The organism is Pseudazoarcus sp. NS20, assembly GCF_059703745.1.
Genome location: NZ_BAAKIY010000001.1, coordinates 564,153 through 577,633, shown reverse-complemented (window position 1 = coordinate 577,633; position 13,481 = coordinate 564,153). Strand labels below are relative to the sequence as shown.

Sequence of the window (13,481 nt, the reverse complement as noted above, 5' to 3'; positions counted from 1 at the left end):
AGGAGAACATCCATGAAATCCGTAAAGCGCTTTTTCTCGTCGCTGTTGATCATCTGTATGGCCAACTTCATGGTGCTGCAGACCGCCCAAGCGGCGATGATTCCGACCGATCAAGTCGCCCGCTCGGTGGCCTCCGCCAACGGCGAATCCCAGCATGAACGTCTGGCTGAACTGATGTCGCGCGCCGACGTTGTCGCCCAGCTCGAAAACCTCGGTGTCAGCCCGACGGACGCCCAAGAGCGCGTTGCCGCCCTGACCGACGAAGAAGCCATGCACCTCGCCGATCAGATCGAAAACGCCCCGGCCGGCGGCATCATCGGCGCCATCCTGCTGGTGTTCTTCGTGCTGCTGATCACCGACATCCTCGGCTTCACCAAAGTCTTCCCCTTCACGCGCTCCGTGAAGTAAGTTGAAGCACACAGAGCAACGCCTCCGCGGCCGCCGACGTTTCCTGTCGGCGGCCGTACTTTCGCTGCCGCTGGTCGGCGCCCTAAGCGGTTGCGCCACACAAACTTCCAGCCTGCGCTCCACACGCCCCGCCGATTTGCCGGCGCGCTTCGAACTCACCGAAACGCCGTTCTTCCCCGACGAGACCTTCTACTGCGGCCCCGCCGCGCTGGCCACCGTGCTGACGGCTGCCGGCTTTCCGACCACTCCTGAAAAGGTATCGGGCCAGGTGTTCGTGCCCGGCCGTGAGGGCTCGCTGCAGATCGAGATGCTGGTCGCCGCACGACGTGGCGGCGCCGTAGCAACGCTGCTGCCCGGCAATCTGGAAGCGTTGCTGCGCGAAATCGCCGCCGGCCACCCGGTGGTGACGCTGTCCAACCTAGGCCTGTCGTGGGCGCCGTCGTGGCATTACGCCGTGGCGGTCGGCTACGACCTGGATGCCGGCGAAATGCTGCTGCGCTCCGGCCCGATGAAGCGTCAGCAGATGGCGCTGCGTACCTTCGAACACACTTGGTCGCGCGCCAATCACTGGGCCTTCGTGGCCTTGCCGCCGGGCCAGTTGCCCGCTACGGCGCGCGAGAGCGACGCCGTGCGCGCGTTGGTGGCCTTCGAGCGCAGCGCGCCCCCCGATCAGGCCGCCAAAGCCTACGAGGCGGGCCTGCAGCGCTGGCCGAACAATCTGGTGCTGGCCATCGGTCTCGGCAACGCCAGCTATGCCGCAGGCGACCTGCCCGGCGCCGAACGTGCTTTCCGCATGGCCGCGGAGCGTCATTCGTCGTCTGCAGCGTGGAACAACCTCGCGGTTGTGCTCGACGAGCAAGGCCGCCGCAACGACGCCATCACCGCCGCCCGCAAAGCCGTCGAGCTTGCCGGTCCGGAAGACCAGGGGCCGCGTGCGACCTTGGAACGGTTGATGCAACGCTGATTGCGCGCGGGCCCCTCGCTTGGTGTGCAGCGGGCAGTCTTGCTGCTTGGCATGAGCCGCTCCTTGTTGTGCTGCAGGGAGTTCGTTTGGCTGGCCTTGACTGGCCGGGATTTCGCCCCGGCGGGCGACCTTCTTTCTTGCTGCGCGGCAAGAAAGTAGGCAAAGAAACGCGCCCTCCTCACCGCCCCTACGGGGTCCCTTCGCTTCGAGCACTCCCGGCGGCCGGCCTTGCAAACTCGCGTTCCGCTCAAACAGCAAGGCCGGAAAGCCCCGCCGTGAGCGCTCTACGCTCAGCGGCTCAGAAGGGATGGGTAATCACGACGTGCGTTGGGGCTGAAGCCTTCTCTGTTGGCGCCGCGCCTCTACCCGTCATTGCGAGCGCAGCGCGGCAATCTACTGACGTCGCCCCCAGCACACGCTGCGAGATTGCCGCGTCGCTGCGCTCCTCGCAATGACGGTAGAGCGGTTGTGCCCTCGGCACCTTTGCGCTTCCGAATAGCACTGCGAACGAACCCAAAGCCCAACCCACTCACTCAAAAAAAACGTGCCGCACCGCGCGCACCCACCCTCCCCTCAGAAGCGCCGAGCGCAGGGGGATTTCGACGGGGTAGTCCGGTCCTGCTGTCCGAGCGACAGCGAGTTCAGGACCGGCCGGCGAAATCCCACGGAGCGAGGGAACCCCGAAGGGGCGCGGATGCGGGGCACGTTTCTTTGCCTTCTTTCTTGTCGTGAAACAAGAAAGAAGGTCGCCCGCCGGGGCGAGTCCCGGCCAGTCGAGACCAACACAACGAACTCCCCCAAAGACTTTCAAAAACCGAAAGTCCCAAACAGCAGCGAGAAAGAAGCGCCGAGGGGGCAAGCTCAGCATCAGCTCAGGGAATGAATCAATCCCAGAAATCCGAAACCGAGGGGGGTAAGAAAACCACCGCACAGCAAAAACTGGCGCTACGCCCCAGCGGCACCTGCATCAGCAAATCCCGCTCAGCTACGCGGCCGGTAATGCACGTGCTGCGCAGAATGCGGATGCGCGTGATCGCCGCCATGGCCGTGCGGCGATTGCTGCACATCGGCACTGATGAGATTGAGCTGCCCGTGACGCACGCCCGGCTCGGCGATCAGGCGGTCGGCGAAACCACGCACCGCCGCCACCGGCCCGCGCAACATCACGCATTCGATGCAGTGGTCGTGATCCAGATGCACATGCATCGACGACACGGTGAGATCGTGATGATCGTGCTGCAACGTGGCCAGGCGCTCGGCCAGCGAGCGCTCGTGATGGTTGTACAGATAGCTCAGCGTAGCCACGCACTGCCCATCGTGTTCATCGCGGGCGCGTGAGCTCTCAAGTTCGCGGCGCACGAGGTCACGCACGGCTTCGGAACGGTTGCGGTAGCCGCGCTCGGCGATCAGCGCGTCAAAGGCATCGGCAAGGCTCTGGTCGAGCGAGATGGTGAAGCGTTCGATCACGCTAAAGGCTCCGGCAGGTTGTGCCGCGAGCTTATCACGCGCCCTTGCGGCGTCGGCGCAGCCTCAATGCTCCCCACACCAGTGCCACGACCACCAACACACCGAACACGATGCGGCCGGTGGTTTCCTGCCGCGTGGCGTGTGCGTGTCCGGCGGCGATCGAGTCGCGCTGCTGCGCGAGGTCGCTGCCGACAACGGCTTGCAGCACGGCTTCGGTATGGTGGCCTTCGTCATCTTCGACCACCACCCGCAGGCCTGCCTGCATGGGCACTTCGATGCGGAACGCGCCGTCGTCATCGGTGGTGCCACGCCCCACGGGCGCACCGGCCGCATCGAACACGCTGACTGCACCGCCTACGGCCGGGCTGAGGTCGGCGTACAGCGCTTCGCCGATCACCGCGTCGTCTTCGGCCTGAACCACCACCTGCAACGCGTGAGCAAAAACCTGCGGCGCCAGCAGTGCGAGCGCCGTAGCCACCAGCCAGCTGCGCAGCCCACTCACCGCGAGGCCCCGAGATCGAGCACCAGCATGTATTCGATGGACAGCGTGGTGTAGCGCGCGTCGTCCGTGATCGAAGTGCGCTGCCCCGCCCAGATGCGGTTGATGCCGGACTTCATGAGCAGCTCGACCACACCGTCGGCGTCGCTCTTCATGCCGGGGGCTTCACCGTCGTGCATCACGGCGATTCCGGCGGCGGGCTTGCCGTGAATGCGTACCTGCAGGCGCAGCGGCGCTCCTCCGGCAGGCGCTGCTTCGCCCAAGGGCACGACCTCAAAGGGCTGGTCGAACACGCTTGTGCCAGCCGCCCACTCATGCACGGTCTTGCCGTATTTCACGGCATGCACGGCGCTGGTGGCGCCGTCTACCTCGTTCATCGGACGGTTCACCGAGCCTTCGGCTGCGCGACTCCAAAAGCCGTTGTCGAAGTGCAGCAAAAGCACGGCTGCCCCGGGGGCCTTGATCTGCACCGGGGCAGAGGTGCCACGCTCTACCGTGAGCGCCTTGCCGTCGGCATCAAAAGCCTGCACGTGACCGAGCTTCTCGGCCGGATAGTCCTCGACATCCTGCGGGCCACCGTGGCCACCGAACAGCACTCGGTAGGCACCCGGGCCCGTGGAATCGAGCCAGGCCGTGTGTGCGAACGCGCCCGGCGCGGTGATGAACAACAAGGCGGCCAACAGGGCACGCGGCATGCGGGCAGAAATGCGGGCGGTGGTCATGCGGGGTTCTCCGTTCAGAAGCTGAAGCTTGCCCCCACGCGCAACATGCGCGGGGCGCCGGTAGCGTAGCCGATGGTATTGACGGCAGTGGCATAACGGCGGTCGGTAAGGTTGTCGATGGCGGCATACACCGTGGTGGGCTGGCCTGCGACTGCAGTGGAGTGTTCCAGACGCAGATCGATCAGGGAGTAGCCCGAGTAGCTCTGCGTGTTGGCGGCATCCACGGCGTAACGGCCGACTTTCTGCCACACCAGCGTGGCCTGCCAGTCGAGCAGCGGACGCCAGTTGGTTTCGAGCGTGACGGTGTTGCGCGGCACGGCGGTGACACGGTTGCCGATCAAGGCAGCGTCCGCGTTTTTGGTGATCTTCGAGTCGGTGTGGGTCCAGGCGAGCTGGAAATCAAGCGCGTCGAGCGGGAGCCAGGTGACACTCACCTCGGTGCCGTCACGACGGGTCGAGCCGAAGTTTTCATACACGCCGGGGGCAACCGTACGGATTTCGTTGGACGATTTGATGCGGTAACGCGCGACGTCGAGCAGCAGCGAGGGCATCACCTGCCAACGTGCCCCGATTTCAGTCTGGCGGAAGATGTTCGGATCCAGATCGCCAGCGCCCAGAGCGTACTTCGCGAAGTTGGACGGCAAGGCGAAGCCTTCGGATCGGCTGGCGCGCAGCTCCAGCCCCGGCAGCACTTCCGAGCGCAGCCCGATCTTCGGCGATACATGCGACTGGCGGGCCATGCCGCCACATGGCGCGGTGGACGTCTCCGGCCCATTCACCCGGCAGTTGCCGGTGAAGCGATCCCAGCGCAAACCGACGGTGGGCGTGAACAAGGCATGCAACGGCGCCTCGATTTCGGTGAAGGCCGAGAGGCTTTTGAGCACCGAAGTGCGGTCGTTCACGGCCGGGGTCGTACGGCGACGCTGATCGAGATCTTCGAAGTATTCGTAGTCGGTGGATTCGCGGAAGGTCTCCAGCCCGGCCACCCAGTTGAGCGGCACGGCACCACGGTGGCGGCCATTGAGGCTCATGCCGGCACCCAGCACATCGCGGTCATAGCTCTCCTCGCGCTGACGCATGATGCCGCCCGACGGTCGGGTGAACCAACGGCTGAAATCCTGCTTCGTCCCGTACGCGAAGGCGAGCAGGCGCAGGTCGTCATTGAGCGAATGCTGCAGATCGAAGCGCAGCGTGCCGAAGTGTTTTTCCGCACCGTCATTCTGGATGCCCGGCTCCACGCCATAAGGGTCGCTGGCAAAGCGCGCACGGCTGAGGTAACCGGGGTTGTCGGCATCGGCGGCATGCAGGCGGCCCGACACGGCAATGCGCGTCTGCGCGGAGACATCCATCGTCCAACGCCCGGCCAGCGTGCCGCGCCACGACTTCGACTGATCTCGGAAGCCATCGCTGCGGAGGGCCTGCGCCGCCAGGTTCAGGTGCTGGTCATCCCGCAGCTTCAGGCCGAGCGCCACTTGCGCGTCGAGCGTACCGTAGCTGCCGACCGACAAATCGGCTTCGCGGTATTCACCGCCCTTGCGGGTTTCCAGCGCCACGCTGCCGGCGCGGTTGAAGTTGCCGAAGAGGGCCGACACCGGCCCCTTGTGCACCGTCATGCCGCGCACTTCCAACGGCACGATGACATTCAAGTCGGCATAGCCGTCGGCATGCGACATGGCCTCGTTGAGCGGAATGCCATCCACGCTGAAGGCAATGTCGCCGCCGTGGCCACCGCCACTGAAGCCGCGCAGCACGATGTTGTCGGCCACGCCGTCGAGCCCCAGGCCGCGAATGTCCATGCCCGGCACGTGACGGTATAGCTCTTGCACGCGCGACACGCGTTTGGCGCGGATCTCTTCGCCGTCCATGACATCGACGGAATAGCTGGCATCCCGCGTGTTCAGCGTCTGCCCCTTTACCTCCACGGTGTTGAGCAACACCTCTTCGGAGGCGGCCAGGGCCGGCAGGGCGCACCCCAGCAGCACGGCAGGCAGCAAGCGCCTCACGGTCAAAGAGGCAGTAGCGGGCAGAGCGGACATCCGGAACTCCAAGGCAATGAAAGTAAGATGAATCAAGGATTCTTCATATCCACGGACCTGCGCTCACCTGGATTGCATCGAACTCAAACCTGCGTGACACGTCAGAACACGAGCACTCGCTCCAGGCGAGGCTCCCCGTACATGGAAATTCACTGAAGTATGAAGATAAAGATAAATTTCATACATACGCCGAACTGCGTATGCCTCGCTCTGTTACGCACGCTGTCGCCTTGGCCGCGCGCGCGGCGCGGCTTGCCCCACCCAACCACCAATGGCAGCATGAAACTCGACCCATCCGGGGAGCGCCGCACCCAGTGAGCACCACACCGGCAGGTATCTTCGACGGACCTTTGCTCAAGGCCGGCGCAGTGCGCTTTGCGCTGCTCGCCGGGGGCTGGTGGATTCTCACGGACGGCTCTGGCGGCTGGACGGTGGGCCTAGTGCTGTGCGCTGCGGTCACCGCCGTCAGCCTGTGGCTGCACCCCGTCTCGCGTTTCCGCATCCGTCTGCTGCAGTTGCCGGGTTTCGTGCTCTTCTTCCTTATTCAGTCACTGAGCTCGGGCTGGGACGTGGCGCGGCGCACGCTGAAACCCGACATGCGCCTGGAGCCGGGCTTCGTGCGCGTGCCGCTGACACTGCCCACCGGCGCGCCCACCTGGTGGCTGATGCTCACGCTCAACCTGCTGCCCGGCACGCTCAACGTGCGCCTCGACGGACGCACGCTGGAATTGCACTGTCTCGACGTGCGTCAGGACATTCACTCCAGCGTCGCGCAGGCCGAAGACCGCTTGGCCCGCCTGTTCGTCGCAACGGACGAGACCGCCGGAGGAGGCGATTGACCACATTGCTCGAAATCATCTGCGCCATGCTGCTGCTGTCGCTGGCGCTTGGGCTCATTCGCATCTGGCGCGGGCCGGGAATCGCCGAGCGCATGCTGGCCGCGCAGCTTTTCGGCACCACCGGCGTGGGCCTGCTGCTGGTGCTGGCCGAGCTGCAACGCATGCCGGCCATCCGCGACGTGGCGCTGGTGCTGGCCCTGCTGGCGGCGCTGGCCGTGTTGGCCTTCGTGGCACGCGTCTGGCACGCCAAGCGGCAGACGCAAAGTGCAGCGGAGGTGGAAGATGACCCCGCTTGAATTCGTGCAGGCAGGCTTGTTGCTCGCCGGTGCCGCGTTCTTCGTGGTGGGCACGCTGGGCCTGCTGCGCTTTCCCGACGTGTATTCGCGCATTCACGCGCTGACCAAGGCCGACAACCTCGGGCTGGGCTTGATCGTGCTGGGCCTGCTGCCCGGCGCCGGCTCGGTGGCGGCAGGGCTGAAGCTGCTGCTGATCTGGGTACTGGCGCTGATTGCGAGTGCGACGGCCGCCTATCTGGTCGCTCGCGCCGCGCGCCGCCGCGGCATCGAGCCATGGACCGCCGACGACGGGAGCCGCAGCGACTGATGCCTTGGCTCGACCTGCTCCTCAGCCTGACCCTGCTGGTCACCGCCGCGCTGACGCTGGCATCGGCCCGCCTGTTTCGCGCGGTCGTGATGTTCATCGTGTTCGGCCTGATGATGGCGCTGGCGTGGGTACGCTTGCAGGCGCCCGACATCGCACTGGCCGAAGCCGCCATTGGCGCCGGCCTCACCGGCGTGCTGCTGCTCGACACGCTGGGCTTCCTGCGCGGGCGGCGCAGCGCGGATGCAAGCAGCAACGCGACGGAGGAACGCCCATAATGCTGCGCCTGCTCGCCATCGTGCCCTGTGCGGGCCTCTTTGCGGCGCTGGCCCTGGCGCTATGGGAACGCCCTGCGCCCGGCGTCGATCTGCCTGCGCAGGTAGCGGCACGCTTGCCCGACAGCGGGGTGGACCACCCCACCACCGCCGTGCTGCTCAACTTCCGCAGCTTCGACACCTTGCTCGAGATCGCCGTATTGCTGCTGGCCGCCGTGGTGGCGCTAGCACTGTACGACTCGCAGACCGACCGCCCTGACCGCATGGGTCTGGCCAACCCGCTGCTGCGCGCGGTGATGTCGTGGCTGCTGCCGCTGATGCTGCTGGTGGCGGGATACCTGCTGTGGGCCGGCAGCACGCGCCCCGGCGGCGCATTTCAGGCCGGCGCGGTGATGGCGGCAGTGGGCGTGCTGCTGCATCTGGCCGGGGTATCACTGGGCAGCGCCGAACGCCGCTGGATCATGCGTGGCCTGCTGGTGAGCGGGCTCGCCGTGTTCATCACGGCCGGCACGGTGCCGGTGCTCACTGGCAATGCCTTTCTGGCCTGGCCCGACGGCTGGGCGAAAGCCATGATCTTCAGCGTGGAATGCGTGCTGACGCTGTCGATCGCCGCCGCACTGCTGAGCCTGTTCCGCCTGGCACCGCCACACGCCCACGGCGAGGACACGCCATGAGCACGGCGCTGGTGTACGCCTGGGTGGGGGCGGGCCTGTGCTCGCTGGGTCTTTACGGCTTCATCGTGAATCGTCATGTGCTGCGCCGGTTGCTGGCCTTCAACATCATGGGCAGCGGCTGTTTCCTGCTGCTCGTGGGCTTGGCGCAGGACGGCCGCGGGCCGGATGCCGTGCCGCAGGCGCTGGTGCTCACCGGCATCGTCGTGGCGGTGGCCGCCACCGCACTGGCGCTGGTGATCTTTCGCCGCTGGCATCGCCTGAGCGGGCGCGAGACCTTGCCGGAGGACGCGTGAGCGGCAGCGGCGCACTGCCGTGGCTGGTGATGGTGCCCTTGATCGGGGCGCTACTGTCGCTCGTGCTGCCAGCGCGCCTGCGTGCGGTGGCGGCAGTGCCGGTGGGCGCCGTGCAGTGGCTGCTCTCGCTCGGCGTGCTGCGCGCGCTCATCGATCAGGGCGCAAGCCTGTACGCCATGGCCGGTTGGGATGCGCCTCTGGGCATCGCGCTGGCCGCCGACGGTCTGGCGGTGGGCATGGTGATGCTGACCACGGTGGTCGGCACGCTGTGCGCCATTCACGCCGCGCGTTACCTGCGCGACGAAGCCATCGCCAATGCATGGTTCTGGCCGCTGTTCTGGTTCCTGATGGCGGCGCTCAACACCATCTGGCTGTCGGGTGATGTGTTCAACCTGTATGTCGGCCTCGAGTTGCTGGGCCTTGCCGCGGTGGGGCTGGTGGCCCTGAAGGGCAACGAGCAGGCGCTGGCCGCGGCCTTGCGTTATCTGCTGGCCGCACTGCTCGGTTCGCTGGCCTATCTGCTGGGCGTGGCCTTGCTGTACGGCGCCTACGGCACGCTGAGCCTCGCCGACATCGGCGCGGCCGCCAGCCCGCAAGCCACCACCCACCTTGCGCTGGCGCTGATGGTGGTCGGCCTGCTGCTCAAGACGGCGCTGTTCCCGCTGCACGCCTGGCTGCCGCCGGCACACGGCGGCGCACTGACACCGGTGAGCGCACTGCTGTCGGCGCTGGTGATCAAGGCATCGTTCTACATCGTGCTGCGGGTTTGGGGCACATTGGGCGCCGAGGTGACGCCCGAATCCTTCGCCATGCTGCTCGGCCTGCTGGGCGCCGGCGCAGTGATGTGGGGTGGCTGGATGGCGTGGAACCAGACCGAGCTGAAGCAACTCGTGGCGTACTCCACCGTGGCGCAGATCGGCTATCTGTTCCTGTTCTTTCCGCTTGCCACCGGCACCTCGGCCGAGGCCACCGGACTGGCGCGTGACGGCATGCTGCTGATGTTGTTCTCGCACGCGCTGGCCAAGGCCGGCATGTTCCTCGCCGCGGGCAATCTGGTGCTGGCCATGCGCGGCAACCGCATCGTCGATCTGGCGGGCATTCACCGCATCCGCCTGGTGTCGCTGGTGGCCTTCGGCATTGCCGGCGTGAGCCTGATGGGCTTGCCGCCGAGCGGCGGCTTCACGGCCAAATGGCTGCTGCTGCAGAGCGTGCTGGCCAGCGCGCAGTGGGGCTGGCTGGTGGTGTTGCTGGGCGGCAGCCTGCTCAGTGCGGCGTATGTTTTCAAGGTGTTCCGCCAGGCGTATCTGGATGGGCCGGAGCCGGAACGCTTCCACACGCCTCCGGGCATTCTCGAACTGTGCGCGCTGGCGCTGGCACTCGGCAGCATTGCCCTCGGGCTGTTCGCACAGGCACCGCTGGCGTGGTTGCGCATCGGCTTCGAGGTGATGCCATGAGCACGCTCAACACCCTTCTGCCGCTCATCGTGCTGGGCATTTCGCTGGTGGTGGCGACGCTGATCTTCGCGCTGCCCGAAGAGCGCCACACCTTGCGCAGCACGCTCAACCTGTCCGCCGCCGTGTTCAAGCTGGGGCTGGTGGCGTGGATGGTCATCGGCGTGCTCGATGAAGTGCCGTACGAATTCCGCTTCACCATCGTCGACGGCATCGACTTCGCGCTGCGGGCGGATGCGCTGGGCATCATGTTCACCGGCCTGTCGTCGCTGCTGTGGCTGTGCACCACAATCTACGCCATCGGCTACCTCGAAGGCTCACCCAACCGCAGTCGTTTCTTCGGCTTCTTCAGCCTGTGCGTGGCTTCGACGGTAGGCATCTCGCTCGCCGGAAACCTGTTCACCTTCCTGCTGTTCTACGAATTCCTCACGCTCTCGACCTATCCGCTGGTAGTGCATCGCGGCACCGACAAGGCGCTGCGGGCCGGGCGCACTTACCTCATGTACACGCTGGGTGGCGGGGTCGTGCTGCTGTTGGGGGTGGCGGCGCTGTATCCGCTGGTCGGCAACGTCGAATTCTCGGCCGGGGCAGCGATGTTCGAGATCGACGATGAGCTGTACCCGCTGCTGAAGGCGATCTTTGCGCTGCTGATCATCGGTCTGGGCGTGAAGGCCGCGCTGGTGCCGCTGCACGGGTGGCTGCCGATGGCCATGGTGGCGCCGGCCCCAGTCAGCGCCCTGCTGCATGCCGTGGCGGTGGTGAAGGCAGGCGCCTTCGGCATCGTGCGTGTGGTGTACGACGTCTTCGGCATGGAGTTCACCTGGCGCCTGGGGCTGCTCGAGCCCATCGCGGTGGTGGCGGCCATCACCATTCTGTACGGCTCGATGCGCGCGCTGGCGCAGGTCGATCTGAAGCGCCGGCTGGCCTTTTCCACCGTGAGTCAGGTGTCGTACATCGTGCTCGGCATGACGCTGTTCGGCCCCGTCGGCACGGTCGGCGGGCTGGTGCATCTGCTGCATCAGGGCTTGATGAAGATCACTTTGTTCTTCTGCGCCGGCAACTACGCCGAAACCCTGGGCGTGAGCCGCATCGACCAGCTCGACGGCATCGGCCAACGTATGCCCATCACCAGCGCCTGCTTCACCATCGGCGCCTTCGGCATGATCGGCCTGCCGCCGGTGGCCGGGTTCATCAGCAAGTGGTATCTGGGCATCGGCGCGCTCGACGCGGGCATGGGCTGGGTCTTGGGCGTACTCGTGATCAGCAGCATGCTCAATGCCGCGTACTTCCTGCCGCTGCTGCATCGCATCTGGTTCCGCACGCGCAGCGAGCCGTGGCCGGTCGAGCACTTCACCCGCTGGCGCGACACCTCGCCGTGGCTGCTCGGCCCGGCCGTGGCGACGGCAGTGTTCAGCGTCGGCGCCGGCTTGCTCGCCGGCGTGCCGTTCAGCCCGCTGTACTGGGCCGAAGTGGTGGTTGCACGGGAGTACCTGCAATGAACGCCGCCTTGGTGAACGTGCTGCTGATTCCGCTCGGACTGGCTCTGTGCCAGTTGCTGCCGCGACTGCGCACCGCGGCGGGCACGCTTACACCCTGGGCCGCCTTGCCGGCGCTGCTGCTGGCGCTGTTCGGCGGCGAAGGCGAGATGCGCATCGAGTGGTTGATGCTCGGCATGGTGTTCGGGCTGGATGAACTCTCGCGCATCTTTCTTGGCGCGGCTGCCGTGCTGTGGCTGGGCAGCGGCCTGCATGCCCGCGGCTACATGGCCGGCGATGCCCGACGTTGGGCCTTCGAACTGCTGTGGCTGCTCACCATGGTGGGCAACTTCGGCTTGATCCTGGCGCGCGATGTGCCGGGCTTTTATTTCTTCTTCGCGCTGATGACCTTCGCCGCCTACGGCCTGGTGATCCACGACCGCAGCGCAGAAGCCCTGCGCGCCGGGCGCGTGTACATGGTGATGGCCATCATCGGCGAAGGCCTGATCCTCACCGGCCTGCTGCTGGCCGTCCAACTCACCGCCAGCCCACTGTTGTTGCCGCTCCTGGCCGATGTACCGGCGGCGATCACCTTGTCGGAACACCGCACGCTGATCATCACCTGCCTGTGGCTCGGCTTCGGCATCAAAGCCGGCCTGCCGCTGCTGCACATGTGGCTGCCGCTGGCGCACCCCGTGGCGCCCGTGCCCGCCAGCGCCGTGCTCAGCGGCGCCATGATCAAAGCCGGCCTGCTCGGCTGGATGAACACCTTGCCGCTGGGCGTGGCCAATCTCGAAACCTTCGGTGCGGTGGTGATCGTCACCGGCTTTGCCGCTGCCTTCGGCGCAGCACTGATTGGCGTGAACCAGCGCACCCCGAAAACCGTGCTCGCCTACTCGAGCATCAGCCAAATGGGCCTCATCACCGTAGCCATCGGCGCCGCGCTCTACAGCGCCCATCTGTGGCCACTGCTGGCACCCGTGATTGCCCTCTACGCGTTGCACCACGGCCTCGCCAAAGGCGCGCTCTTCCTCGGCACCGGCATCGCCCAACACTGCGGCCGCTGCATCCGCCCGTGGTTGTGGGTGCTGCTCGCCCTGCCGGGCCTGAGCTTGGCCGGCCTGATGAGCAGCGGCGCAGTCTCCAAGCTCGGTCTCAAAGGCGTGCTGTATGGCGCCAACGACATGCCCGAGTGGTGGTCATGGCTGCCACTTGCCCTGAGCCTCGCGGCCATCGGCACCACCACGCTGATCGCGCGCTATCTGTACTTGTTGCACGGAAGGGAAACCGGGGACAAAGCGAGCCCCTCGGGATGGGCAGGCTGGGGGCTCGTACTTACGGCGAGTGCAGTGGCCGTGCTGCTGTTGCCGGTGCAGGATTGGGGCGGAAGCTGGCCAGAGAGTGCCGGCGATGTGTTCGACCTGGCGTGGCCGGTGCTGGCGGGTGTTGCGCTGAGTGTGATGGCATGGCGCTTCGCGCGGGCGTGGCCGGTGCCGGCCGGCGACGTGCTGATCCGGCTCGAATCCGCGGCAGCCTACATCGATACGATGGCTCGCCGATTCGGCACGTGTTTGCGCACTCGCGGCACTCGTTATCTCACTGGCTTGAACACGAGTGCCCGGCGCCTATTTCGTGAGCGCGGAATGCGCATCAAGACTGAGGGCCTTTGCTTGCGCGAAGCGGCGATCCTGTTCGCGCTGCTTCTGATGCTGCTCACGCTGACATGAGAAATGCAAACGGCCGGGCATTGCCCGGCCGTCTGTGAGTGCCATGAACCG

Annotated in this window: 15 protein-coding genes; 11 read left to right on the top strand and 4 right to left on the bottom strand. The window is 66.2% G+C overall.

The genetic code is table 11. The annotated features are described in order from the left end of the window. The first annotated feature begins 12 nt into the window (after window positions 1–12). The gene (locus AC6H0W_RS02790) at window positions 13–408 is read left to right on the top strand and encodes a PA2779 family protein (RefSeq protein ID WP_497575589.1); all 396 of its coding nucleotides are present in this window, start codon (window positions 13–15) and stop codon (window positions 406–408) included. 1 nt (window position 409) lies between these two features. Next, window positions 410–1,372, top strand: coding sequence for a PA2778 family cysteine peptidase (locus AC6H0W_RS02785; protein WP_497575588.1), 963 nt, complete (start codon window positions 410–412; stop codon window positions 1,370–1,372). Between the two features lie 981 nt (window positions 1,373–2,353). On the opposite strand, the gene nikR is transcribed toward AC6H0W_RS02785, so the two are convergent. From nikR to AC6H0W_RS02765, 4 genes are read right to left on the bottom strand one after another with little or no spacing between them, the layout of a single operon-like run. Further along, window positions 2,354–2,839 (bottom strand): nickel-responsive transcriptional regulator NikR, encoded by a 486-nt coding sequence (gene nikR, locus AC6H0W_RS02780; protein ID WP_497575587.1) that lies wholly within the window; start codon window positions 2,837–2,839, stop codon window positions 2,354–2,356. A gap of 34 nt (window positions 2,840–2,873) precedes the next feature. Beyond that, on the bottom strand, window positions 2,874–3,341 hold the full coding sequence (locus tag AC6H0W_RS02775) for an Ig-like domain-containing protein (RefSeq protein ID WP_497575586.1): 468 nt from the start codon (window positions 3,339–3,341) through the stop codon (window positions 2,874–2,876). Beyond that, a complete protein-coding gene (locus tag AC6H0W_RS02770; protein WP_497575585.1) occupies window positions 3,338–4,060 on the bottom strand; it encodes a DUF4198 domain-containing protein in 723 nt (240 codons plus the stop codon). Before AC6H0W_RS02770 ends, AC6H0W_RS02775 begins: the two co-directional genes overlap by 4 nt. A 14-nt stretch (window positions 4,061–4,074) precedes the next feature. Further along, window positions 4,075–6,096, bottom strand: coding sequence for a TonB-dependent receptor (locus tag AC6H0W_RS02765; protein ID WP_497575584.1), 2,022 nt, complete (start codon window positions 6,094–6,096; stop codon window positions 4,075–4,077). A gap of 314 nt (window positions 6,097–6,410) precedes the next feature. Between AC6H0W_RS02765 and AC6H0W_RS02760 the strand changes: the two genes are divergently transcribed. The 9 genes from AC6H0W_RS02760 to AC6H0W_RS02720 are packed head-to-tail and all read left to right on the top strand — an operon-like array spanning window position 6,411 to window position 13,430. Next, entirely contained in the window at window positions 6,411–6,935 is a 525-nt protein-coding gene (locus AC6H0W_RS02760) for a Na+/H+ antiporter subunit E (RefSeq protein WP_497575583.1), read from the top strand. Further along, complete coding sequence (locus AC6H0W_RS02755) at window positions 6,932–7,231, top strand: MrpF/PhaF family protein (protein WP_497575582.1); 300 nt, start codon at window positions 6,932–6,934, stop codon at window positions 7,229–7,231. Before AC6H0W_RS02760 ends, AC6H0W_RS02755 begins: the two co-directional genes overlap by 4 nt. Further along, a complete protein-coding gene (mnhG, locus tag AC6H0W_RS02750) occupies window positions 7,218–7,538 on the top strand; it encodes a monovalent cation/H(+) antiporter subunit G (RefSeq protein ID WP_497575581.1) in 321 nt (106 codons plus the stop codon). The genes AC6H0W_RS02755 and mnhG overlap by 14 nt, the downstream gene beginning before the upstream one ends. Further along, entirely contained in the window at window positions 7,538–7,813 is a 276-nt protein-coding gene (locus AC6H0W_RS02745; RefSeq protein WP_497575580.1) for a Na(+)/H(+) antiporter subunit B, read from the top strand. Before mnhG ends, AC6H0W_RS02745 begins: the two co-directional genes overlap by 1 nt. After that, window positions 7,813–8,484, top strand: coding sequence for a Na(+)/H(+) antiporter subunit B (locus AC6H0W_RS02740; RefSeq protein ID WP_497575579.1), 672 nt, complete (start codon window positions 7,813–7,815; stop codon window positions 8,482–8,484). The genes AC6H0W_RS02745 and AC6H0W_RS02740 overlap by 1 nt, the downstream gene beginning before the upstream one ends. Further along, a complete protein-coding gene (locus AC6H0W_RS02735) occupies window positions 8,481–8,777 on the top strand; it encodes an NADH-quinone oxidoreductase subunit K (protein ID WP_497575578.1) in 297 nt (98 codons plus the stop codon). The genes AC6H0W_RS02740 and AC6H0W_RS02735 overlap by 4 nt, the downstream gene beginning before the upstream one ends. Continuing rightward, window positions 8,774–10,231 (top strand): complex I subunit 5 family protein, encoded by a 1,458-nt coding sequence (locus AC6H0W_RS02730; RefSeq protein WP_497575577.1) that lies wholly within the window; start codon window positions 8,774–8,776, stop codon window positions 10,229–10,231. The genes AC6H0W_RS02735 and AC6H0W_RS02730 overlap by 4 nt, the downstream gene beginning before the upstream one ends. Continuing rightward, window positions 10,228–11,727 (top strand): complex I subunit 5 family protein, encoded by a 1,500-nt coding sequence (locus tag AC6H0W_RS02725; RefSeq protein ID WP_497575576.1) that lies wholly within the window; start codon window positions 10,228–10,230, stop codon window positions 11,725–11,727. The genes AC6H0W_RS02730 and AC6H0W_RS02725 overlap by 4 nt, the downstream gene beginning before the upstream one ends. After that, the gene (locus tag AC6H0W_RS02720; RefSeq protein WP_497575575.1) at window positions 11,724–13,430 is read left to right on the top strand and encodes a complex I subunit 5 family protein; all 1,707 of its coding nucleotides are present in this window, start codon (window positions 11,724–11,726) and stop codon (window positions 13,428–13,430) included. Before AC6H0W_RS02725 ends, AC6H0W_RS02720 begins: the two co-directional genes overlap by 4 nt. Window positions 13,431–13,481: the final 51 nt, after the last annotated feature.